Here is a 22,244-nt window from a genome sequence, read left to right as displayed (position 1 = left end):
GAAGACGTCGGTGGTGGACCCGGGTACATCGAATTCTTAGAAGCTATAACCGACCCGTCTCATGAAGACCATGAGCAACTGCTCGAATGGTGTGGCGGCAGTTTCGATCCCGATGCTTTTGACCTCGCTGCCGTCAACGAACGACTAGCGGAATTTGAGTTCTGAACGGTCGGCGCGGCCTCTGCATGACGCTTACCGGGGAAGTGATCCAGTACACCGTCGAATTGGTTAGTTGGTAGGCGACCTCGCAGTGCGCGCCACGGAACATGACTGATGCACAAGCAACGCACCTATGCTTGTATCTGCGCCAGAAAGCGGCGATCCTCGATGTACGAGGTTCGCCGCCAAGCAGGGACTAGGTCGACGCCTCAGTCATCCTGGTCGTCCTCAGCCTCGGATTCCATTTCGCTGTTATAACCGTCGAGATAGACCTGAAGCAACGCCGGATCTTTGAAGTGTTTCCTGCCGAGTGCTTCGGCGCCCCACAATGAGTACTTGCACACCATCCGTCCCGACTCGCTGACCCCAAACCACGAGCTAGCCATGCGGAACCCCAGCGCGTATCCATAGCCGAAAACGAAGCCCTCGCGGTATTCGTCTTTGTACTGCGAGAACTCAAAAGCGTCCGGCTCTCCATCCGCCATAACGCCAGCGTTCCAGCCAGCTTCAAATGCTCTATCGTCGTACATCGCTCACTCCGAATTTTTTGTCCAGATTTGCCAAAGGCATTGGCTCCGAGTAGTCAAGCGCCGTTCTAGCTCCGCGCAGGCTGGATCCGACTACGAAATTGCTTGCATAGTGGGTTCACCGACCGGGTCTGCTTCGTAAAAACACGCAGTGCCACAATCGGGTGGATCTGCCCGTACCAGCAGAGCGGCGGCGGTGAGATCGTCAGTCGGCGTCGGGCGGAGTCCCGGCCTCGGCGAAAACCTCGGAAAGGATCTTCTCTGCCATAGCTCGAGCTTGCTCATGGCCGGGCATTGCAGGCTCGTAGCCCTGTTCGAACATACCTAAAATGATGTCCCAGCCAAAGACCTCGCCATCGCGGAAGACGCAGTAGAGGTGTCCGCCCTGCAACTCAAGCCAGAAGCCGCAATCACGCGGGGATTTGCGGCACTCGACAATGCGATCGATCAAATACGGAGAGCGCTGCCGAAAGACCGCCTCACCAGTCTTCCATTCTTCGGAGTTTAGGATGCCACTGAGTTCGGGGCGGGCTTCCCGCAGATGGGAGATGTAGGCGCTACCCATGCACAGATTGCGGTAGCTACCGAAACCCATCTCGGCACAAACTTTTTCAAGCTCGGCGCAAAAGCTCTTATACGCACCGTATCCTTTAAAACCGAGATCTTTCGCCAGGAGGTCCAGGCGTTGGTTTGATTGCTTCGATTCGAGAAACGTGCGATCTGCCTTGATCTGGTCGATCAATATGACGGCGTAGTTTGCCATGCCAGTCGGGATGGCCTTGCCCAGTTGACCCGCATTGGGGGCAACGTCCTCGGAAATAGGGCGTTGGCCACGCATCATCAAGGTGTTGTTGAGGCGAGCGACCTCACGACGGCAGGCAGCGATACGACTTTTCGCGGTTTTCTCGTGGGACCCGCCTGATTTGGTCGACTTGATGAAGTCATCGAGCGTCGCGGGATACAGACTTTCCCCCCAATATGCCCATTGGGCGATTTCCTGCGGGCAGGCGGAGTCTATAGCAGCAGTTGCTGGGAAGGGGACGGCAGGAGTCTCAAGGAGAACTCGGGGAAGTTGACGCAGCCTGTCAAGGTGCAGCGCCAAGTGCTGTTGATCGTCAGAGTTAATGATCGGCATCCGGAACTCCATAACATACGGTCGAAAGAACCCACCCCGCTAGTTCAGCGCAGGCAGATCTACTTTCGTCGCGACTATGTTGTCCTTCGGCCTACAACCGACTCGAGGTCAGTTCTAAGACGGGAGCCGACACGTGCTTCCAAGTGTCTCAAGGATGCACGACGCACAGATGTGCGCCCCCAAATTACAGGTGTGAATTTATCGAATTTTGGAGCCGGGGTCAATCAGCACTGAGAATTCCAGGCTGCGATTCACACGAATGTTTCGTAACCGGGCTGGCGTCAGTCCGCGCGGATCAATGATTGCCGAATTCGCAATCGGCTGGGAGTTGATAGGATGCGCGCAATTTGTTCGTGCGCCGCTTGGAACGGTCGAAGAGGGCTGAGCTGTGGTGCTGGCGTTCTCGAAAGTGGGCATTCACCGTGGCCAAATGAACCGCGGCCAGAGAACATGTGGAAAGTCAGCCGCCCATGACGTAAATGTCCGTGCTCTTGCTGAGCAGATAGTCGGCGACACCCGTCACTTGGTTGTAGGTCGCTGACGAATTTCCGCTCGATTTGAGAATGTCGTAGCCAAGCTGCGCGGTAAACGCCAGGGTCACGTTCCATTGCGCAAACACCGAACCGTTGTTATAACGCTCGCTGCCTCGAAATGTCGACGCAGCGTCGGATGTGTACTGGGAAAAACTGTAATAGCCGCCGAACATCACTGCGCTGATCCGGTACTTTGCGCCCACGCGCGCCACGGTGATCACCCGCGCCGTGGAATAGGCGCGGGTGACCGATAGCGGTCCACGTCAATGGGCGATTCAGACGGCCAGACTCGAATGCGCTATCGGCACATTAATCCTGAGTAGCTATATCGGTAGCGTCGGCCTGCACCAGTGCGCGCACGAGCAGGTACACGGCTGGCAAGTTATCGTCGTCACGACGCCAGTCGACGGGTTCGTCGAGATCCATCGCGCACAAACGACTGTCGCTAAACCGGACAAACGTCGAGCGTACTGTCTCGTCGTGCCGCGCCCGGAAGCCCCGATTCTCAAAGACCTGGTCGTCGATTGTCAGCAGTGTGCGCCAGGTCGGCAATCGCACGCCACTTGAGTAACGATGACGGCCATTGTCGAGGTAACGACCTGCGACCGAGGCAATGATCTGCTGAAGGTCGAGCGACGCGCTGCGGAGTGCGCGTTCGAGGGCGACAGGATTGATGTCGTGGACATCCGAATCAAGAGCAGAGTCGTTGATCATATTGTTATCTTCCTGAAGACTCGCGGCAACCCGCAGCATCAAAGGTGAAGCTTCAACAACGCTTGGTTTCGCTGTGCCAACAACTGGCGGATCTGAGCAAGATAGTTATCGCCGACTGTGCAGTCTTCAACAGACCGGCTATGTTGATGAGGCGTTGGTGGCCGTACGCCGAGATAGCGGCACACCGCGGATAGGTACGGTTTACCGTTGCCTCCCAGATGTCGCGCAGCAGCAGCCAGGCGCACGTCTCCGACATGCTTGCGCAACCACGCAAGCGTTTCGCGGTCACCTTCGTTCAAGATGCGGATGAGCTGATTCATGACCGATCCTGTATATAAAAACAGTACTGTTAATTTAAACAGTACCCGCTCAAGATGCAAGTTAATTCGCAGGATGTTGGGCTCGGCCGACAGAAAGAGAATGCAGATGGCGATCAAGGTCGATGTGCAATGGGTCGTCGAGCACGCAGAGTCGGCTGACGCACTTCTGCCCGGTCACAGGGCGCGAGATGCCCAGCGTGCTCCAATCGCGAACGCCTCGGCCATCTCAAACACCTTGGGAATTGGCCGACGTAATCAGCGCGCTCCTGCATGACCTGGCGGCGGTCCTCATCGAAGGTCGTCCGGTCATAGGCCTTCTGTACGTCGCCCAGGCTGAACGATAAGGCACGCGAGATACTCGCATTGCCCGATTAGACCGAGGCTTCGAGGACAGGCTCCTCCGCCACCGAAAAGCACATCCCGACAAACTCCATTCGCGAGGACGTTCGTCATGTCGTCGGGACGTCCGGTGCTGTTCATTCCGTACACGGGCTCCTTTCCCGATGTGGGCGAGCGATCAATCGTCGCCTGGGACGAGAGCTGCTAAACCGCACGCCGTTCCCCTCCCAGTGCAATCTTCGGTTCTTACGCAGATCGGCAATCGGGCGATGCGCATTTATGCGGACTTGCCTTCGGCCCCACGAAAATTAGCCTTTGCGGGATTGGCAATCTGCGCATCCACGAAATCCGCCCATAATTGCATGATGCGTTTCCGTTCCTCCGCATAGCCAGCTCGGTTGTAGATCCCCCGCACGCCTTTGATCGTGTGCGCGAGGGCCGTTTCGATGGCATCTGACGAACATCCCATCTCATGCAGATGCGTTGAAGCCGTGCGCCGGAAATCGTGCAGCACGAAATCCGCTACATCCAGCTTCAGGACATCGACGGCAACGTTCAGCGCAGCGCGGGAGACTGCACGCGGCTCCCGGCTTCTAGGCGAGAGGAACACATAGCCTTCGCCTCCAGTTAGCTTCTCCAACTCCCGCAGGATCGAAACGGCTTGCGTCGGCAGATAGACCCAATGCTCTTTTGACTTTTTCATGCGGCCCGCTGGTATGCGCCAGATGGCTTCTTTCAAATCGAATTCCGTCCACAGCGCCGAGGTGAGTTCGGTTTTCCGCACCATCGTGAGCATGAGCAAGTGCAGCGCCAGTTTCAATTCATGGCGCATGTTTGAGCGATAGATCGCTCGCAGGATCGTGCCTATCTCGTCGGGAGACAGGACGCGCGTGCGACTTGATTGCGTCGCAACGTACTTTGCCTCGACCGCCGCAGCTGGGTTGGTTGTCATCATTCGGCGAAACACGGCGTATGCGAACATTCTTTTAAGCAGATTGCGAACTGTTAAGGCCGTCTGCGGAGCCCCCCGCGCTTTGATGCGGTCGGTGATCGCCAGCACGTCTAAGGCGGTGACTTCGGACAGCGGCTTTTTGCCGATGGCGGGGTAAATGTCCTTGTCCAGGGCTCGCGTGATGGTCCGCTGATACGCGGCTGACATATGCGCGATCCTCTCGGTGTAGTAAGCGGCTCCGAACAACCGAACGGTATCGAGGCGGACCACGGTTCCCCGGTCTTCACGGGCCGTCTCAACGGGAGACTTGCCGCTTTCCACAATCTTGGCGTACTTGCGCGCTCTTTCACGCGCTTCCGATAAACTGATGGCGGGGTAGTCGCCTATGGTTGTCATCGGCTGTTGCTTGCCGTGGAGGGAGTAGCGGTAGCGCCAGACTTTAGACCCAGAAGTTAGCACTTCGAGAACGAGACCCCCGCCGTCTGACACCAGATAGCGTGCCACCTTGGGCTCGAGGGCTTTAACGCGAGTGTCCGTAAGGGCCGTAGCGAGTTTGGACATAGTTTTATGTACACAAGGACAACCTCAAGGGAGGTTTGTGGTCTAAACGGTGTACTAAAAAGGAGCGGAAGTCAATGGATGGTAACGGATGCGCCAAGACTTGAAAGCCTTTACCTGCCTGGCCTCCAGCCGTGTCTGTGGATGCTACTGGATTCGTCGTTAGTCGGGCCTACCTTCCATCACAAGAGCGCAAAAGATCATGACAAACGACCGGACCCAAGCCAGCCATTCCACACCTGCCAACAACTTCCCCACGGAGTCTTTCGACGACCCCGTGGCGGCGGTTGCGCGGGTATCGGCAATCTACGAAGCCAACACCTCTTTCCTGCGCGACGCGTTCGCGCGCTACAGGAAGAACGAACCTTTTTCACATCGTGTGCGGGCGTGTTATCCGTTCGTGCGCGTGCGTACCGAGTTGAATACGCAAATTGATTCACGCCGTTCATATGGTTTTGTAGCAGGGCCGGGCATTTTCGAAACCACGCTCACGCGGCCTGATTTATTTGGCCATTATTATCGCGAGCAATTGCGGCTTCTTACCAAGAATCACCATGTCGGGATTGAAGTGGGCGTGTCGGCGCAACCCGTGCCCATTCACTTTGCGTTTGCGGAAGGCATTCACCTGGAAGGCGACCTGGATCGCGACCGGCTGCTCGCCATGCGCAATATCTTCGATATGCCCGATCTCGCGCTGCTCGACGACCGCATTGTGAACGGGACCTATGAACCGGCTCCGGGCGAACCGCATCCGCTTGCATTGTTCACGGCGGCGCGCGTGGACTTCTCCTTGCATCGGCTGAAGCATTACACGGCGACTTCGCCTACGCATTTCCAGAACTACGTGCTTTATACGAACTACCAGTTTTATATCGATGAATTCGTGAAGCTCGGACGCAGGATCATGTCCAGCGCGAATGACGAAGAGACGCGGGCCTATAGAAGCGAATACACGTCGTTTGTCGAACCCGGCGACGTGATCACGGGCAACGAGAACCTGGGCGATTCGCAAGAGGAGCAGCAGGGCGTGGCGCCGGCACGTCTGCCGCAAATGCCCGCCTATCATCTGAAACGCGCCGATGGCAGCGGCATCACCATGGTCAATATTGGCGTGGGTCCGTCGAATGCGAAGACGATCACGGACCATATCGCGGTGCTTCGTCCGCATGCGTGGATCATGCTCGGGCATTGCGCGGGATTGAGGAATACGCAGCGCCTGGGCGACTACGTATTGGCACATGGTTATGTGCGCGAAGATCACGTGCTCGATGCCGATCTGCCGTTATGGATTCCCATTCCAGCATTGGCCGAGGTTCAGGTCGCGCTCGAGAAAGCGGTCGCGCAAGTGACGAAGCTCGAAGGCGTGGATCTGAAGCACGTCATGCGCACGGGAACGGTGGCGAGCGTGGACAACCGTAATTGGGAATTACGCGATCATCGTGAGCCGGTACAGCGTTTGTCGCAAAGCCGCGCCATTGCGCTCGATATGGAGAGCGCAACCATTGCCGCCAATGGATTCCGCTTTCGAGTGCCCTACGGAACCCTGCTTTGCGTCTCCGATAAACCTTTGCACGGCGAATTGAAATTGCCGGGCATGGCGGATCAGTTTTATCGGGCGCAAGTGGATCAGCACTTGCAGATCGGCGTGAAGGCGATGGAGTTGCTGCGGATGAACGGGCTGTCGAAACTGCATAGCCGGAAGCTGCGCGGCTTTGCGGAAGTAGCATTCCAGTAATGCAAAAAGCGGCTCCGAAAGGAGCCGCACAGGGAGCGCTTACGCTATCAAACCACTACAGATAGAACATCCGGTCTTCGTCCGACTTGCCTTCGGCCGGTTGTTCTTCGGCTGTCTCGCGGTCTTCGTAGAACTGCAGCACCGCTTCCAGCACCTGGTCCGGGTCGTCGATCACCTGCATCAGGTCGAGATCCTTCGCGCTGATCACGCCGGTCGGGACCAGCGTGTTGCGGAACCACGAGAGCAGGCCTTCCCAGAACTCGGCGCCGACCAGCACGATGGGCACGTGCCGCGACTTCTTGGTCTGGATCAGCGTCAGCACTTCGGCCATTTCATCAAGCGTACCGAAACCGCCCGGCATGACCACCACGGCGTCCGAATTCTTCACGAACGTGACCTTGCGCGTGAAGAAGTGCCTGAAGCGCAGCGAGATGTCCTGCCACTGGTTGCCCGACTGCTCGTGCGGCAACTCGATGTTCAGCCCCACCGACGGCGACTTTCCCGCATGGGCGCCCTTGTTGGCCGCCTCCATGATGCCGGGGCCGCCGCCGGAGATGACGGCGAAGCCCGCGTCGGAAAATTTCTGCGCGATCTCTATGGTGAGCTGGTAGTACGGCGACTCCGGTTTCAGGCGCGCCGAACCATAGATGCTGATGGCAGGGCGGATCTCGGACAGGTACTCGGTCGCCTCGATAAACTCTGCCATAATCGTGAACATCTGCCACGATGCGCGGGCCTTCTTGGCCGTCGCGCGCTCTTGATCTGCGAGCGATCGCAGACTCGGAATCACTTTTCTTTTGTTCATAATGCCTGAAGAACTTAATCTTGAAGGTAAGACCCTGCTATTGGTCGACGGATCCAGCTATCTCTATCGGGCCTACCACGCCATGCCGGATCTGCGCGGCCCTGGCGGCGGTCCAACCGGCGCGCTGTACGGAATGATCAACATGCTGCGGCGGTTGCGAAAGGACATCAATGCAGAGTATAGCGCGTGCGTATTCGACGCTAAGGGCAAGACGTTTCGCGACGACTGGTACCCGGATTACAAGGCAAACCGGCCATCCATGCCGGAGGACCTCTCCAAACAGATAGAACCCATCCACGAGACCGTGCGGGCGCTCGGCTGGCCGCTCGTAATGATCGAGGGCGTGGAGGCCGACGACGTCATTGGCACGCTTGCGGTTGCCGCCGAAAAGCGCGGCATGAAAGTCGTCGTGTCGACCGGGGACAAGGATCTGGCGCAGCTTGTGACGGATCATGTCACCCTCATCAATACGATGTCCAACGAGACGCTCGATCGCGCCGGGGTGCTGGGGAAGTTCGGCGTGCCGCCGGAGCGGATCGTCGACTATCTCTCGCTCATCGGCGATACGGTCGATAACGTACCGGGGGTCGAAAAGTGCGGGCCGAAGACAGCGTTGAAATGGCTCGCGCAATACGAAACCCTTGATGGCATCGTGGCACACGCGGACGAAATAAAAGGTGCGGTGGGAGACAATCTGCGCCACGCTTTGCCCTTCCTCCCCATGGCGAAAAAGCTCGTTACCGTACAGACGGAGTGCGACCTGACGGAGCAGATCGTGTCGATCGAGGAAACGCTTCCGGCGCGGCCCGAGGCCCGCGATGAATTGCGCGACCTGTTCATGCGCCACGGTTTCAAGACCTGGCTGCGGGAAGTGGAAATTGCGGACGCGGTTGAAGGTCCGGAGGACATGCCCACGCCGCCTGCGCTGGCCACCGAAATGGAGCGGCATTACGACACCGTGCAGACGTGGGAGCAATTCGACGAATGGCTCGCGCGCATCAATGCCGCCGAGCTGACTTCCTTCGATACCGAAACGACTGCGCTCGACCCCATGCTTGCGCAACTCGTCGGGTTGTCGGTGTCGGTCGAGCCGGGGCGTGCGGCTTATATTCCGGTCGCGCATCGCGGGCCGGACGCTCCTGTGCAATTGCCGCGCGACGAAGTCCTGCAAAAGCTTAAATCGTGGCTTGAAGATCCGTCGAAAAAGAAGGTCGGCCAGCACCTGAAATACGACGAACAAGTGCTGGCGAACTACGGCATTGAATTGAACGGCGTCGAACACGACACGCTGTTGCAATCGTATGTGCTGGAGTCGCACCGGCCCCATGACATGGACAATCTCGCGTTGCGGCACCTGGGCGAGAAGACCATCAAGTATGAAGAGGTGGCGGGCAAGGGCGCGTCGCAGATTGGCTTCGACGAAGTGGCGCTGGAGCAGGCCGCGCCCTACGCAGCCGAAGATGCCGACATCACGTTGCGGCTGCATCAGGCGCTTTATCCGCAGCTTGCCGATCAAGCGCAACTGCTTGGGGTGTACCGCGACATAGAAATGCCGACCTCGCGCGTGCTGCGCAAGATGGAGCGCAACGGCGTGCTGATCGACGGCGAATTGCTGCGGGTGCAAAGCGGCCAGATCGCCACGCGCCTGATCCAACTCGAGGCGGAGGCGTACATGCTCGCGGGCGGCGAATTCAACCTGGGCTCGCCGAAGCAGATCGGCCAGATTTTCTTCGAGAAACTGCAATTGCCGGTGGTCAAGAAGACCCCGAGCGGCGCGCCTTCCACTGATGAAGAAGTGCTGCAGAAGCTCGCCGAAGACTATCCGCTGCCGAAGATCCTGCTGGAACATCGCGGCTTGTCGAAGCTGAAGTCCACTTACACGGACAAGCTGCCGCGCATGGTCAACGCGAAGACCGGCCGCGTGCATACGAATTATGCGCAGGCGGTGGCTGTGACGGGGCGCTTGTCGTCGAACGAACCGAACCTGCAGAACATCCCGGTGCGTACGGCCGAAGGCCGGCGGATTCGCGAGGCGTTTATCGCGCCGCCGGGCAGCAAGATCGTGTCGGCGGATTACTCGCAGATCGAGTTGCGGATCATGGCGCATATCTCCGGCGACCCGTCGCTCATGCGCTCGTTCGCGGAAGGCGAGGACGTGCATCGCGCGACTGCTTCGGAGATTTTCAGTGTCACGCCTATCGAGGTATCGAGCGACCAGCGGCGCATCGCGAAGGTCATCAACTTCGGCTTGATCTACGGCATGAGCGCGTTTGGACTGGCATCCAATATCGGCATTTCGCGCGATGCGGCAAAGCTTTATATCGACCGGTATTTTCAGCGCTATCCGGGTGTCGCCAACTACATGGAAGAAACGCGCTCGAAGGCGAAGCGCGATGGTTTTGTCGAGACCGTGTTCGGGCGGCGCTTGTGGCTGCCCGAGATCAACGGCGGCAGCGGACCGCGCCGGCAAGGAGCCGAGCGCGCCGCGATCAATGCACCCATGCAAGGCACGGCGGCCGACCTCATCAAGCTGTCAATGATTGCTGTGCAGGACTGGCTGGAAGCCTCGAAGAGTCAGACCAGGATGATCATGCAGGTCCACGACGAACTCGTGCTCGAAGTGCCTGAAGCCGAGTTGTCCGAGGTCCGCAAGCGCCTGCCGGAATTGATGTGCGGCGTCGCCAAACTGAAGGTGCCGCTGGTGGCGGAAGTCGGCGTGGGCAACAACTGGGAAGAGGCTCACTGAGGGCGCACCGAGGGCGCATTGACCGTGCCGGGTGGCCCATCCAGCTAGTTTTGAATGATGTCATAGGGGAGTCTGAATGCATCGTTTCATCATCGTCGGCGGCGGAGCGGGTGGGCTTGAACTGGCCACGCGTCTTGGTGACAAGTTCAGTAACGCAAACGGCAAGCGTGAGGCGCGTGCGCAAGTCACGTTGATCGATCGCAATTCCACGCATATCTGGAAGCCGCTGCTCCATGAGGTCGCGGCCGGCAGCCTGGACCCGTTCTCGCAGGAATTGCCGTATGCGGCGCAGGCGCGCTGGCATGGTTTCGAGTTCCAGCAGGGCGATTTGCTCGGCATCGACCGGACGGCCAGACGCGTCACGCTCGCCCCCCTTCTCGACGATGAAGCCGGCGAACTGATGCCGCAGCGCGACCTGAATTACGACACCCTGATTATTGCTATCGGCAGTACGACGGCCTTTTTCGGCGTTCAGGGCGCACAGGAAAATTCGCTCGCGCTCGATACTGTCGACCAGGCCGAGCTTTTCCGCAAACGGCTGATTGCCGCGTGCATACGCGCGGAATATCGGGCGCCGGAACCGCAGCCGGCGAGCGCTGCCAATGCCGGCCCAAGGCAGCCGCGGATCCAGGTGGCGATTGTCGGCGGCGGAGCGACGGGCGTGGAGTTGTCGGCGGAACTGCGCAACACGGCCCAAGTGCTGCACGCTTACGGGCTGCACAAGCTCGATCCGAAACACGATATCGGCATTGTGCTGATCGAAGCCGGGCCGCGCATTCTGCCCGCGTTGCCCGAGCGTGTATCCACGGCGACCGCCGATTTGCTGGACAAACTTGGCGTGGCGCTGATGACCGGCGAGACGGTGGCCGAAGTGTCGCGCGGCTCCATTCGCACGGCAAGCGGCAAGACCATTGCCGCCGATCTGACCGTTTGGGCGGCCGGTATTCGCGCGCCGGGCGTGCTTGCGAAACTCGACGGCCTGGCCACCAACCGGCTCGGCCAGTTGATTGTGCGCCGCACGCTGCAGACCGAAACCGACGACAACATTTTCGCTCTCGGCGATTGCGCTGCCTGTCCGTGGCCGGGCGGCGAGAAAGAAGGGCGCAACGTTCCACCGCGTGCGCAGGCCGCGCATCAGCAGGCGAGTTTCCTGATGAAGTCGCTTGAGCGGCGGCTTGAAGACAAGCCGTTGCCCGACTACACGTATCGGGACTTCGGATCGCTTGTGTCGCTCGGGCACTTCAGCGCGGTCGGGAGCCTGATGGGCGGGTTGATCGGCGGCAACATGCTGATTGAAGGGCTGTTCGCGCGCTTCATGTATCAGTCGCTGTATCGCATGCATATTGCTGCGCTGCATGGCTGGGCGCGCATGACGCTGGATACGGTCGCCCACTGGCTGCGGCGCTCCACCGCGCCACGCGTCAAGCTCCACTAAAGCTGTTTAGAATAGGCAGCCGCTTCGGAGCGAAGTGTGCGCTTCAAAGTGGTTATCGTTTGGTTAGCTCAGTTATCGAGTAGTCGTTGCCGTGCTTTCGGCTTGGCGGCCGGTAGCGTGGCGTATCCGTACCGGACGCCTGGTTCGCTAGCACCGTGTGCCAGTGGTCATTCGCGGCCCATGCCGCTGGAGCTTCGCATGCTTACGCCTGAAATCGACAGCCTCGTTCCCCATGTCCCGTTCAACCGGCGCACGTTTATCAAGGCCGCGGTCGGCAGCGGTTTTGCCGCTTGCGTGATGCCGGTCTCCGCGCAAACCATCATTACCGATAGCGAAGGCCTGGAAGCCGGTCCGGTCGGATTCAAGGCCGCCGACGGCACGCTCGTGCCCGCGTATCGGGCGCAGCCCAAAGGCAAGACGCACTTGCCGGTGATCATTGTGATCCACGAGATTTTCGGCGTGCACGAGCATATTGCCGATGTCTGCCGGCGCTTCGCCAAACTCGGTTATCTGGCCGTGGCGCCCGATCTCTATGTACGCGAAGGCGACGCATCGAAATTCACATCGATGCAACAGTTGAACGAACAGCTCGTCTCCAAGGTACCGGACGACCAGGTGCTCTCTGATATTGATTCGACCGTCGCTTGGGCGGGCGAACATGGCGGCGATTTGCATCGGCTCGGGATCACGGGGTTCTGCTGGGGCGGCCGGATCACGTGGCTTTACGCCGAGCGTAATCCGCAGCTCAAAGCGGCGGTGGTCTGGTATGGACGCGTGGTGGGGCCCAAGACGGCGAACAATCCTGCAAATCCGCTCGATCTCGCGTCAAACTTGAAGGCGCCGGTGCTCGGGCTGTTCGGCAAGCTGGATCAAAGCATTCCGCAGGATTCGCTCGAGCAGATGAAGCAGGCGATAGCGACGGGACCGGCTGTCGCGCGCGGCTCGCAAATCGTGGTTTACGACGACGCGCCGCATGCGTTTTTCGCGGATTACCGGCCGAGTTACCGGAAAGCCGATGCGGAAGATGGCTGGAAACGCGCGCTTGCGTGGTTCAGGGAGCATGGGGTGAAGTAACGGGGAAGGGCGGCGACGCTGCTCTTGGCCAGATCGCGGCGCGGCGGTTGCCTTCGCGCAAGGCGCCTGGTGCGGGCGGCTCAGGCAGCCGCCCATCCATATCGCTCTGTGTTCTTCCCTTCCCGGGGCAGCAAGATTCTCTCAGGCAGCCTCGCCTGTCGCCACCGGACGCGATGCGTCCGCACACCATTCGCTCCACGACCCCCCATAAAGCGCCGCGCCGTGCAGGCCGGCGATCTCCATTGCGAGTGCGTTGTGGCAGGCCGTCACACCCGAGCCGCATTGCAGCACCACCCGGTCCGGCTGTGTCGCGCCAAGCAGGCCGCTGAATGCCTCGCGTAGTTCGTGTGCGGTCTTGAAGCGGCCATCGGCGTTCAGGTTGTCCTTGAAAAAGCGGTTCAGCGCGCCCGGAATGTGGCCGCCGACCGGATCGAGCGTCTCGTTTTCTCCGCGATACCGGTCTGCGGCGCGCGCGTCAATCAGCACACGTTCGTGCGTGGTCAGGTTGCGCACGACGGCGTCGACGTCGAACGTGACGGCCAGCGGTGCGCCGGCCTTGAACGTGCCTTCGGATGCGGCCGGGGTGGCTGTATCGAGCGGCTGTCCGGCCGCTTGCCAGGCGTTGAGGCCGCCATCGAGCAGTGCGACGGAATCGTGTCCCAGCCAGCGCAACAGCCACCACAGACGTGCTGCATACATGCCGCCCTGGGCGTCGTAGGTGACGACTTGCTGGCCTTCCTTCAGGCCCAGGCGCTTGAGCGTTGCGACCAGCGCCGCGCGTTCCGGCAACGGATGGCGGCCGTTCTTGCCCGTCTTGACGCCCGATAAATCGCGATCGAGATGCAGATAATGCGCGCCTGGAATATGTCCGGCTGCGTAAGCGGCTTGCCCCGCTTCGGGCGCGGCCAAGTCGAAGCGGCAGTCGACGATGAGCACACTGCCGGGCGCGGCGGCGAGGCGTTCAGCGAGATTGGTCGCGGAGATAAGCGTGGTGTAGTGCGTGTGCGGCATGACAGCTCCCGGGGCGAACGCGCGGCCTATGGGCCGAGGGACGGCGCGTTGCGGTAGTTAAGTTTCAAGTCTAAACAAAAAAGACGGACCGAAGTCCGTCTTTCTTGTTCAAACTCGCTCCCTCAAATCTCGCCCAACTGCCGCCGCAAGAATTCATGGAAGTGCTGCATCCCGGACTCCATCGGGCTCTGATACGGCCCGACCTGCGACTCGCCGCGGTTCATCAGCGCGCGCCTTCCGGCATCCATGCGCTCGGCAATCTCGTCGTCCTCGCGCGCCGTTTCCATATACGCCGCCCGTTCCGCTTCGATGAATTCCCGCTCGAACAGCGCGATTTCTTCCGGGTAATAGAACTCGACGATATTCGTGGTCTTCTGCGGCCCCTGCGGGATCAGCCACGACACCACGAGCACGTGCGGATACCACTCGATCATGATGCCCGGGTAATACACCATCCAGATCGCGCCGAACTCGGGCGGTTTGCCGTCTCGGAAGCGCAGCACTTCGTCGTGCCACTTGCGGTACGTCGGGCTACCCGGCTTTTCCAGGTTCTTGTGTACGCCAACCGTCTGAACGCTGTACCAGTCGCCGAATTCCCAGGTCAGGTCGTCGCAGGAAACAAAACTTCCCAGACCCGGATGGAACGGCGCGACGTGATAGTCCTCGAGGTACACCTCGACGAAGCTCTTCCAGTTGTAATTGCACTCGTGCACTTCGACGTGATCGAACATGAAGCCCGAAAAGTCGAAATGTTTCGCCGGACCCAGCCGGGCCAGATCGGCGGCAACGTCGCGTCCACTGGACTCGAACAGCAGCCCTTGCCAGTTCTGCAACGGGGATTTGCCGAGGTTCAGGCACGGGTTGTCGGCGAAATGCGGAGCGCCGAGCAACTGGCCGTCCAGGTCGTAGGTCCAGCGGTGCAGCGGACACACGATGTTCTCCGCCGCGCCGCGCCCTTTGAGCATGATGGCCTGGCGGTGGCGGCAGACATTGGAGAGCAGCTCGATCTGGTCCTGCCTGTTGCGGACGAGCAGACGCCCTTCGCCCTCGCCGGGCAAAGCAAAATAACTTCCCGCATCGGGCACCATGAGTTCATGGCCGATATAGCGGGGACCGCGTTTGAACAGCGTGTCGATTTCGCGCTTGAGAAGCGCTTCGTCAAAGTAAGCCGTGACTGGCAACTGACTGTGAATTGCGTTCAGTTGCAATGCATTACTCAGATTGGACATTCCCACTCCCGTGAAGACGTGAAAGCAGTGAACAACCCAACCATCGAAAATTCGATTTAGGGAGCCCGCGATTATACCGAAAACCCCCTCAACGGGGCACTTAAGGTCTTGATTTGGGTCAATTCCTAGTGAGGAGTTCCGCGCGGCGACGCTCTTCCTGCGGCTTTTCAGAGATAGGCGGCAAGAGCCTGAGACAGGCCATAGGCATGGGTGAGAGCACGCCTGAGGTCGGAAAAGCAGCTTTTGCCGTAGAATGTCCGACTTGTTTCCCAAAATCCGACATCACACCCACGATTCATGGCGAAGACCGCAACGCAGGAAGGCTCGGCTAGCGCGGAGAACGCGCCGCTCCCGGAGAATTACGAAACGGCGCTGGCCGAACTGGAGGGGCTCGTGGCGCGCATGGAGGGTGGCGCGCTGAGCCTCGAGGAATCGCTGGCGGCTTATCGGCGCGGCGCGGCGCTCGTCGGCTTTTGCCAGCAACAACTAGAGAAGGTCGAGCAGCAGGTTCGCGTGCTCGACGGCGACACACTAAAACCGCTGCCCGCCGAGGTCCAGCGCGCCAGTCAGGGCGCCGGCACAACGGCAGATAACGGGGACGACCTATGAATTTTGATCAATGGATGCGAGCGAGTCTCGACCGCGTGGAAACGGCTCTGGAGCATTATTTACCGGGAACGGACGTCGCGCCCGCCAAACTGCATGAAGCCATGCGCTACGCGGTGCTCGGGGGCGGCAAGCGGGTTCGCCCGCTGTTGTGCCACGCAGCCGGTGAGCTGACAGGCGCCGGTTCGCAGCAACTGGAAGCGGCCAGCGCGGCGCTCGAGATGATTCATGTGTATTCGCTGGTGCATGACGACATGCCGGCCATGGACAATGACGATTTGCGTCGCGGAAAACCAACGGTACACGTGCAATATGACGAAGCAACGGCATTATTAGTCGGAGACGCTTTGCAATCGCAAGCTTTCGTTGCGCTGACGGCGGACAACGGCTTGAGCGCGGCTCAGCAGGCGTCGCTTACGCGCGAACTGGCGCTTGCAAGCGGTTCGGTCGGCATGGCCGGCGGTCAGGCAATCGATCTGGAAAGCGTGGGCCGCAAGCTGACGCGCCCGGAACTGGAAACCATGCATCGCAAGAAAACCGGCGCATTGCTGCGCGCGGCCGTGCGAATGGGCGCACTCTGTGGCGAAGCGCCGGATGCAGCCGCCATGAGCGCGCTGGACGCCTATGCAGCCGCGGTGGGGCTTGCGTTCCAGGTGGTGGACGACATCCTCGACGTCACGGCTGACTCGGCCACGCTGGGCAAAACGGCGGGCAAGGACGCGAAGGATGACAAGCCGACCTACGTGTCGATCATCGGACTCGATGCATCGCGCGAACTGGCGGCACAACTGGGCCGCGACGCGCACGCTGCGCTCGCGCCTTTCGGCCCGCGTGCCGGTCGGCTCGGGGAATTGGCTGACCTGGTTGTGAACCGGGTGCACTGAAACATACGATAAAACGCGGGACCGGCGGGCGAGCCCTATGCGCGTCACGCATGCTGCTTCAAGCAGCGCCGGGCAACAACCGAACGGCTTCCGCCAGTTTTCCTAAATGGGACGACGATGTACGACTTGCTGAAAACCATCGACGATCCGGCCGCCTTGCGCGCCCTGGACCGCCACGAACTAAAACCGCTGGCCGAAGAGCTGCGTGCCTACGTGCTCGACAGCGTGTCGCAGACGGGCGGGCATTTGTCGTCGAATCTCGGAACGGTCGAACTGACGATCGCGCTCCATTACGTCTTCGATACCCCGCACGACCGCATTGTCTGGGACGTCGGTCACCAGACCTATCCGCACAAGATCCTGACCGGACGTCGCGACCAGATGAAGACGCTGCGCCAGGCCGGCGGCATTTCCGGCTTCCCTCGCCGCAGCGAATCGAAATACGACACTTTCGGCACCGCGCATTCCAGCACGTCCATTTCGGCGGCGCTCGGCATGGCGATCGCCAGCAAGCTGCAGGGCGACAACCGCTATTCGATCGCCGTGATTGGCGATGGCGCAATGACCGCCGGCATGGCGTTCGAGGCCATGAACAATGCGGGCGTGGCCGACGACGTGCCGCTGCTCGTGATCCTGAACGACAACGACATGTCGATCTCCCCGCCGGTCGGTGCGCTGAATCGCCATCTGGCGCGCCTGATGTCGGGGCGTTTCTATGCGGCGGCGCGTGCCGGCGTGGAACGCGTGCTGCGTGTCGCACCGCCCATGCTGGACCTCGCTCGCAAGCTCGAGGAACACGCGAAGGGCATGATCGTGCCGGCCACGTTGTTCGAGGAATTCGGCTTCAACTATATTGGTCCGATCGATGGGCATGATCTGGAATCGCTGATTCCGACGCTGCAAAACATCAAGGAATTGCGCGGTCCGCAGTTCCTGCACGTCGTGACGAAGAAGGGGCAGGGCTACAAGCTCGCCGAAGCCGATCCGGTCCTCTATCACGGTCCCGGCAAGTTCAATCCGGCGGAAGGCATCAAGCCGTCGACGGCGCCATCGAAGAAAACCTATACGCAGGTATTCGGCGAATGGCTATGCGACGCCGCTGAGCAGGACTCACGGGTGGTGGGCATCACACCGGCCATGCGCGAAGGCTCGGGCATGGTGGAGTTCGAAAAGCGTTTCCCGGATCGTTATTTCGATGTGGGTATTGCCGAACAGCACGCTGTGACGTTCGCGGGCGGTCTCGCTGCCGACGGCATGCGCCCGGTGGTTGCGATCTATTCCACGTTCTTGCAGCGCGCCTACGACCAGTTGATTCATGACGTCGCGTTGCAGAACCTGCCGGTGGTGTTCGCTATCGATCGCGCCGGTCTGGTGGGCGCGGACGGTGCGACGCACGCCGGCAACTACGACCTCGCGTTCATGCGCTGCGTCCCGAACATGACCGTGATGGCGGCTTCAGACGAAGACGAATGCCGTCAGATGCTGTACACGGCCTTGCAGCAGCCCGGTCCTTCCGCTGTCCGTTACCCGCGTGGCGCGGGCACGGGCGTGAAGACCGTCAAGAAGATGACCGCCATTCCGCTTGGCAAGGGCGAAATCCGCCGCGAGTCCACGCAGAAAGTGGGTTCCGGCAAGCGCATCGCGATCCTTGCATTCGGCACCATGGTCGCTCCCTCGTTGGCGGCGGCGGAGGAACTGGACGCGACCGTCGCGAACATGCGCTTCGTGAAGCCGGTCGATGCCGAATTGCTGCGTGAACTCGCCGCCACCCACGACGTGCTCGTGACCGTGGAAGAAGGCGCGATCATGGGCGGCGCGGGCTCCGCATGCGTGGAGAGCCTGTTGGCGAGCGCGGTCATCAAGCCCGTGCTGCAACTGGGCCTGCCCGATGTATTCATCGATCACGGCGATCCGGTCAAGCTGCTGGCATCGTGCGGGCTGGACGGCGCAGGTATCGCCAAGTCCATTCGCGAGCGCTTTCTCAACAACGTCGAAGCCGATGCAGGCAAGCTGACCAAACGCGTCGCCTGACCGGCAAACGCGTGGTGAAGGCGGGCGTCAGGGACGCCCGTCCGGTTTCATCCGTGCGCGTCAAGGTTCGCGCGACGAGATTCACGCCACGGACAAGGAAAAAGAATGAATCAGATGAATCCCGCCTTTGCGATGCCCGATGTCCAGAGTTCGCTCGACGTCCGGCAGATTCCAATCCAGCGCGTGGGCGTAAAGGCAGTTCGATATCCGCTGACCATCCGGACGTCGAGCGGCGAATTGCAGCCGGGCGTTGGCGTCTGGAATCTCGACGTTCATCTTCCCGCCGATCAAAAAGGCACGCACATGTCGCGCTTCGTCGCGTTGCTCGACGAACATCGCGCGCCGCTCGACGAGGCTGCATTCCGGACCATGCTCACGGCGATGCTGGCGAAGCTCGAGGCGCATTCAGGGCGTATTGAGGTGTCGTTTGCGTACTTCGTCATGAAGACGGCGCCCGTGTCGGGCGTGCAAAGCCTGATGGATTACGAGGTCACGCTGACCGGCGAGATGCGGGGTGGCGAGACGCGAATCTCGCTGAAAGTGCTCGTGCCGGTGACCAGCCTGTGCCCATGCTCGAAGCAGATTTCGCAGTACGGCGCGCATAACCAGCGCTCGCATGTGACTATCGCGGCGGAATTCGAGGGTGATCTTGCGATCGAGGACTTGATCGGGATTGCGGAGGAAGAGGCGTCGTGCGAGTTGTGGGGTTTGCTGAAGCGTCCCGACGAGAAGTTCGTGACCGAGCGCGCTTACGAGAACCCGAAATTCGTTGAAGACCTGGTCCGCGATGTCGCCACGCGACTGAATGCGGACGAACGAATTGTGGCGTATGTGCTTGAAGCCGAGAACTTCGAGTCGATCCACAATCACAGCGCTTATGCCGTGATCGAGCATGACAAGCGGGTATCAGCCGCGGCTGCTTGAAGTGCTGAGGCTGTGATGGCGCATCACGTTCGTGTGGCAACTTAAGCCACTTAAGCCGCCGTCAGCGATGTCAGGTCCCAGCGCGGCTTCACCGTGAACGCATAATCGCGCACGGCCTGATCGGGCCAGCGCGCGAGGCGCAACGCTCCGGCGAGCGCGATCATGGCGCCGTTATCGGTACATAGCGACAAATCCGGGTAGTGCACTTCGAAGCGGCGCTTTTTCGCGGCGGCGGACAACGCCTCGCGCAATTGCCGGTTCGCTCCCACGCCACCCGCCACGACCAGCCGCTTCAAACCCGTCTGCTTCAACGCCGCGATCGACTTGGTGGTCAGCACGTCGACAGCCGCATCGACGAAACCCCGCGCCAGATCCGCTTTCGATTGCTCGCAGACGTTCGCGCCAAGCTTGCGGCTGTGGGTGAGTACAGCGGTTTTCAACCCGCTGAAGCTGAAATCCAGATCGCCGGAATGCAGCATTGGGCGTGGCAGTTTGACGGCGCCGGATGTACCGAATTCGGCGAGCCGCGAGACTTCCGGGCCGCCTGGATAACCCAGGCCCAGCAGTTTTGCGGTTTTATCGAAGGCTTCGCCGGCGGCGTCATCAAGCGTCTCGCCGAGCGTTTCGTATTCGCCAACGTCGGTCACGCGCATCAACTGCGTATGGCCGCCCGACACCAATAACGCGACGAACGGAAATGGCGGCGGCTCGCTCACCAGCAGCGGCGACAGCAGATGCCCTTCCAGGTGATGAATCCCGACGGTGGGCAGGTCCCACGCCATGGCGAGCGAATTGGCGATGCTTGCGCCCACCAGCAGCGCGCCGGCGAGGCCGGGGCCTTGCGTGAATGCGATCGCGTCGATATCCGTTGGCACCGTCCCGGCTTCCGCCATGACTTGCTCGAGAAGAGGCAATGCCCGGCGGATGTGATCGCGGGAGGCCAGTTCCGGCACTACACCGCCATATTCCCGATGCATGGCGATCTGCGAATGCAGCGCGTGCGAAAGCAGGCCGCGCTCGGTGTCGTAGAGCGCAAGGCCGGTTTCATCGCAGGAACTTTCGATGCCTAGAACAAGCATGGGGCGCAGGTGTCTGGGGTAACAGACAAGTATAGCAGCGGGCGGGTTCGGGCTCTCGATGCATTCCAGCCCCTCCTCGAACCCGGGTACACCACCCGTTACAATGCGCGCCATGGAAACCTACGATATCGCAGTCATCGGCGCGGGCGCGGCGGGCATGATGTGCGCCGCGGTAGCCGCGCAAAACGGCCGTCGCGTGGTGCTGATCGACCATGCGGAACGGCTCGCGGAAAAAATCCGCATCTCCGGCGGCGGTCGCTGCAACTTCACGAACATCAACGCCGGACCGGCCAACTTCATCTCGGCGAATCCGCATTTTTGCCGCTCCGCGCTCGCCCGCTATACACCGCAGGATTTCCTTGCGCTGCTCAAGCGTCATCGCGTGGATTGGCATGAGAAACACAAAGGCCAGCTCTTCTGCGACGACTCCAGCGAATCAATCATCCAGCTCCTGAAAAGCGAATGCGACGTGGGCGGCGTAACGTGGCGGCGCCCGGTCACCGTAGATACCATCCGCCACGACGGCGCCCGGTTTTTCCTCGACAGCAATGCGGGCACACTCTCAAGCTCCGCGCTGGTGATAGCAACCGGTGGCCTGTCGATCCCGAAAATTGGCGCAACGGATTTTGCATACCGGCTGGCGAAGCAGTTTGGCCACAAGCTTGTCGATACCCGCCCGGCCCTGGTGCCGCTGACCTTCGCGCCTGCGGACTGGGAGCCGTTCGCGGCGTTGTCCGGCTTGTCCGTGCCTGTGGAGCTCAGCGCGGGCGCGGGCCGCGGCCGTGGGGAATTCAGTGAGGATCTGCTGCTCACGCACCGTGGATTATCCGGCCCGGGCGTCTTGCAGATATCGAGCTATTGGAACCCGTCGGAGCCCATCTGCATCGACTTGTTGCCTGGGTCCGATGCCACCGGTGAACTGATCGCGGCCAAACGGGAGTCGCGCAAGCAAGTCGGTACGTTTCTCGCCGAGCGCGTGCCGGCACGGCTCGCCCAAACCTGGCTCGACGTACAGCGCGTGCCCACCGACGCCCGCCTCGCCGATCTCCCCGACAAGACACTGCGCCAGATTGGCGAATCATTGTCGCGCTGGACGCTTACGCCAAACGGCACGGAGGGGTACCGGAAGGCCGAGGTCACACGCGGCGGCGTGGACACTCGCGAGCTTTCATCCACGACCATGATGAGCTCGCGCGTCGCGGGTTTATATTTCATCGGCGAAGCCGTCGATGTCACCGGCTGGCTCGGCGGCTACAACTTCCAGTGGGCGTGGGCGTCGGGCGTGGCGGCGGGCAAAGCGGCGGCCGAACTGGTCCGGGCGTAGAGCCGCAAAGGCATGACCAGCATGGCTTCCGCCTGTAAGGGCCGGTGCCGGCGGAACGCTGCTTCCCTTGGGAAATCCTGGTTTCGACCTGCTATACTGCCTTGTTCGTAGCGGCAATCGGCAC

The 22,244-nt window shown here is 60.6% G+C and carries 19 protein-coding genes and 1 pseudogene; 10 read left to right on the top strand and 10 right to left on the bottom strand.

What is annotated here, in order from left to right; all coding sequences use genetic code 11:
* Positions 1 to 165, top strand: a 165-nt coding sequence (locus tag ABH944_RS23060; RefSeq protein WP_472975135.1) for an IS1096 element passenger TnpR family protein, incomplete at its 5' end; no start/stop codon positions are given.
* A gap of 203 nt (positions 166 to 368) precedes the next feature.
* On the opposite strand, the gene ABH944_RS23055 is transcribed toward ABH944_RS23060, so the two are convergent.
* The 6 genes and pseudogenes from ABH944_RS23055 to ABH944_RS23030 all read right to left on the bottom strand — a co-directional run bounded on the left by ABH944_RS23055 (position 369) and on the right by ABH944_RS23030 (position 5,240).
* The gene (locus ABH944_RS23055) at positions 369 to 689 is read right to left on the bottom strand and encodes a hypothetical protein (RefSeq protein ID WP_213762448.1); all 321 of its coding nucleotides are present in this window, start codon (positions 687 to 689) and stop codon (positions 369 to 371) included.
* Positions 690 to 891: 202 nt separating this feature from the next.
* Positions 892 to 1,821, bottom strand: coding sequence for a hypothetical protein (locus ABH944_RS23050; RefSeq protein ID WP_404609077.1), 930 nt, complete (start codon positions 1,819 to 1,821; stop codon positions 892 to 894).
* Positions 1,822 to 2,281: 460 nt separating this feature from the next.
* Positions 2,282 to 2,602, bottom strand: a pseudogene (locus tag ABH944_RS23045) (porin); the annotation flags it as partial.
* Positions 2,603 to 2,663: 61 nt separating this feature from the next.
* The gene (locus ABH944_RS23040) at positions 2,664 to 3,068 is read right to left on the bottom strand and encodes a DUF2471 domain-containing protein (RefSeq protein ID WP_404609075.1); all 405 of its coding nucleotides are present in this window, start codon (positions 3,066 to 3,068) and stop codon (positions 2,664 to 2,666) included.
* A 38-nt stretch (positions 3,069 to 3,106) separates the two neighbouring features.
* On the bottom strand, positions 3,107 to 3,388 hold the full coding sequence (locus tag ABH944_RS23035) for a CppA family protein (protein WP_404609074.1): 282 nt from the start codon (positions 3,386 to 3,388) through the stop codon (positions 3,107 to 3,109).
* Positions 3,389 to 4,004: 616 nt separating this feature from the next.
* Positions 4,005 to 5,240 carry a tyrosine-type recombinase/integrase gene (locus ABH944_RS23030; RefSeq protein WP_404609073.1) on the bottom strand — a complete coding sequence of 412 codons (1,236 nt, stop codon included), beginning with the start codon at positions 5,238 to 5,240 and terminating at the stop codon, positions 4,005 to 4,007.
* A gap of 199 nt (positions 5,241 to 5,439) precedes the next feature.
* Between ABH944_RS23030 and ABH944_RS23025 the strand changes: the two genes are divergently transcribed.
* Positions 5,440 to 6,972 carry an AMP nucleosidase gene (locus ABH944_RS23025; RefSeq protein WP_404609071.1) on the top strand — a complete coding sequence of 511 codons (1,533 nt, stop codon included), beginning with the start codon at positions 5,440 to 5,442 and terminating at the stop codon, positions 6,970 to 6,972.
* A 55-nt stretch (positions 6,973 to 7,027) separates the two neighbouring features.
* Here ABH944_RS23025 and ABH944_RS23020 read toward each other — a convergent pair whose 3' ends face one another.
* On the bottom strand, positions 7,028 to 7,777 hold the full coding sequence (locus tag ABH944_RS23020; RefSeq protein ID WP_062086228.1) for an LOG family protein: 750 nt from the start codon (positions 7,775 to 7,777) through the stop codon (positions 7,028 to 7,030).
* A 1-nt stretch (position 7,778) separates the two neighbouring features.
* On the opposite strand from ABH944_RS23020, the gene polA reads away from it, so the two are divergent.
* The 3 genes from polA (at position 7,779) to ABH944_RS23005 (ending at position 13,032) form a co-directional block, all read left to right on the top strand.
* Entirely contained in the window at positions 7,779 to 10,523 is a 2,745-nt protein-coding gene (gene polA, locus ABH944_RS23015; RefSeq protein WP_404609069.1) for a DNA polymerase I, read from the top strand.
* A 76-nt stretch (positions 10,524 to 10,599) separates the two neighbouring features.
* Complete coding sequence (locus ABH944_RS23010) at positions 10,600 to 11,958, top strand: NAD(P)/FAD-dependent oxidoreductase (protein ID WP_404609067.1); 1,359 nt, start codon at positions 10,600 to 10,602, stop codon at positions 11,956 to 11,958.
* Between the two features lie 198 nt (positions 11,959 to 12,156).
* Entirely contained in the window at positions 12,157 to 13,032 is an 876-nt protein-coding gene (locus ABH944_RS23005) for a dienelactone hydrolase family protein (protein WP_097269156.1), read from the top strand.
* A 141-nt stretch (positions 13,033 to 13,173) separates the two neighbouring features.
* Here the strand turns inward: ABH944_RS23005 and ABH944_RS23000 are convergent, their stop codons facing one another.
* Positions 13,174 to 14,043, bottom strand: coding sequence for a sulfurtransferase (locus ABH944_RS23000; protein WP_404609066.1), 870 nt, complete (start codon positions 14,041 to 14,043; stop codon positions 13,174 to 13,176).
* A 122-nt stretch (positions 14,044 to 14,165) separates the two neighbouring features.
* Entirely contained in the window at positions 14,166 to 15,272 is a 1,107-nt protein-coding gene (locus ABH944_RS22995) for an aromatic ring-hydroxylating oxygenase subunit alpha (protein WP_404609064.1), read from the bottom strand.
* A 297-nt stretch (positions 15,273 to 15,569) separates the two neighbouring features.
* Between ABH944_RS22995 and ABH944_RS22990 the strand changes: the two genes are divergently transcribed.
* From ABH944_RS22990 to folE2, 4 genes are all read left to right on the top strand, one after another.
* On the top strand, positions 15,570 to 15,881 hold the full coding sequence (locus tag ABH944_RS22990) for an exodeoxyribonuclease VII small subunit (protein ID WP_404609062.1): 312 nt from the start codon (positions 15,570 to 15,572) through the stop codon (positions 15,879 to 15,881).
* Positions 15,878 to 16,762: a polyprenyl synthetase family protein gene (locus ABH944_RS22985; protein ID WP_404609061.1), complete on the top strand. Its 885-nt coding sequence runs from the start codon at positions 15,878 to 15,880 to the stop codon at positions 16,760 to 16,762. Before ABH944_RS22990 ends, ABH944_RS22985 begins: the two co-directional genes overlap by 4 nt.
* Positions 16,763 to 16,879: 117 nt before the next feature.
* Positions 16,880 to 18,793, top strand: coding sequence for a 1-deoxy-D-xylulose-5-phosphate synthase (gene dxs / locus ABH944_RS22980; protein ID WP_404609059.1), 1,914 nt, complete (start codon positions 16,880 to 16,882; stop codon positions 18,791 to 18,793).
* A 105-nt stretch (positions 18,794 to 18,898) separates the two neighbouring features.
* The gene (gene folE2, locus ABH944_RS22975; RefSeq protein WP_404609058.1) at positions 18,899 to 19,717 is read left to right on the top strand and encodes a GTP cyclohydrolase FolE2; all 819 of its coding nucleotides are present in this window, start codon (positions 18,899 to 18,901) and stop codon (positions 19,715 to 19,717) included.
* Positions 19,718 to 19,767: 50 nt separating this feature from the next.
* On the opposite strand, the gene tsaD is transcribed toward folE2, so the two are convergent.
* Entirely contained in the window at positions 19,768 to 20,796 is a 1,029-nt protein-coding gene (tsaD, locus tag ABH944_RS22970; RefSeq protein ID WP_404609109.1) for a tRNA (adenosine(37)-N6)-threonylcarbamoyltransferase complex transferase subunit TsaD, read from the bottom strand.
* Between the two features lie 112 nt (positions 20,797 to 20,908).
* Here tsaD and ABH944_RS22965 point away from each other — a divergent pair, with 112 nt between their 5' ends.
* Positions 20,909 to 22,120, top strand: a complete 1,212-nt coding sequence (locus ABH944_RS22965; RefSeq protein WP_404609057.1) for a BaiN/RdsA family NAD(P)/FAD-dependent oxidoreductase — start codon at positions 20,909 to 20,911, stop codon at positions 22,118 to 22,120.
* Positions 22,121 to 22,244: the final 124 nt, after the last annotated feature.

It is taken from the genome of Caballeronia udeis, from assembly GCF_044909315.1.
In the GTDB taxonomy this organism is placed as follows: domain Bacteria; phylum Pseudomonadota; class Gammaproteobacteria; order Burkholderiales; family Burkholderiaceae; genus Caballeronia; species Caballeronia udeis_A.
This window is presented reverse-complemented; position numbering and strand designations above follow the sequence as displayed.

Excerpts from the sequence above, each read along its gene's own strand:
- ABH944_RS23005 (WP_097269156.1), top strand. The coding sequence starts at position 12,157 with ATGCTTACGCCTGAAATCGACAGCCTCGTTCCCCATGTCCCGTTCAAC.
- folE2 (WP_404609058.1), top strand. The coding sequence starts at position 18,899 with ATGAATCAGATGAATCCCGCCTTTGCGATGCCCGATGTCCAGAGTTCG.
- ABH944_RS23055 (WP_213762448.1), bottom strand. The coding sequence starts at position 689 with ATGTACGACGATAGAGCATTTGAAGCTGGCTGGAACGCTGGCGTTATG.
- ABH944_RS23030 (WP_404609073.1), bottom strand. The coding sequence starts at position 5,240 with ATGTCCAAACTCGCTACGGCCCTTACGGACACTCGCGTTAAAGCCCTC.
- ABH944_RS22985 (WP_404609061.1), top strand. The coding sequence starts at position 15,878 with ATGAATTTTGATCAATGGATGCGAGCGAGTCTCGACCGCGTGGAAACG.
- ABH944_RS23040 (WP_404609075.1), bottom strand. The coding sequence starts at position 3,068 with ATGATCAACGACTCTGCTCTTGATTCGGATGTCCACGACATCAATCCT.
- polA (WP_404609069.1), top strand. The coding sequence starts at position 7,779 with ATGCCTGAAGAACTTAATCTTGAAGGTAAGACCCTGCTATTGGTCGAC.
- tsaD (WP_404609109.1), bottom strand. The coding sequence starts at position 20,796 with ATGCTTGTTCTAGGCATCGAAAGTTCCTGCGATGAAACCGGCCTTGCG.
- dxs (WP_404609059.1), top strand. The coding sequence starts at position 16,880 with ATGTACGACTTGCTGAAAACCATCGACGATCCGGCCGCCTTGCGCGCC.
- ABH944_RS23050 (WP_404609077.1), bottom strand. The coding sequence starts at position 1,821 with ATGCCGATCATTAACTCTGACGATCAACAGCACTTGGCGCTGCACCTT.
- ABH944_RS23025 (WP_404609071.1), top strand. The coding sequence starts at position 5,440 with ATGACAAACGACCGGACCCAAGCCAGCCATTCCACACCTGCCAACAAC.
- ABH944_RS22990 (WP_404609062.1), top strand. The coding sequence starts at position 15,570 with ATGGCGAAGACCGCAACGCAGGAAGGCTCGGCTAGCGCGGAGAACGCG.
- ABH944_RS23000 (WP_404609066.1), bottom strand. The coding sequence starts at position 14,043 with ATGCCGCACACGCACTACACCACGCTTATCTCCGCGACCAATCTCGCT.
- ABH944_RS23020 (WP_062086228.1), bottom strand. The coding sequence starts at position 7,777 with ATGAACAAAAGAAAAGTGATTCCGAGTCTGCGATCGCTCGCAGATCAA.
- ABH944_RS22995 (WP_404609064.1), bottom strand. The coding sequence starts at position 15,272 with ATGTCCAATCTGAGTAATGCATTGCAACTGAACGCAATTCACAGTCAG.
- ABH944_RS23010 (WP_404609067.1), top strand. The coding sequence starts at position 10,600 with ATGCATCGTTTCATCATCGTCGGCGGCGGAGCGGGTGGGCTTGAACTG.
- ABH944_RS22965 (WP_404609057.1), top strand. The coding sequence starts at position 20,909 with ATGGAAACCTACGATATCGCAGTCATCGGCGCGGGCGCGGCGGGCATG.
- ABH944_RS23035 (WP_404609074.1), bottom strand. The coding sequence starts at position 3,388 with ATGAATCAGCTCATCCGCATCTTGAACGAAGGTGACCGCGAAACGCTT.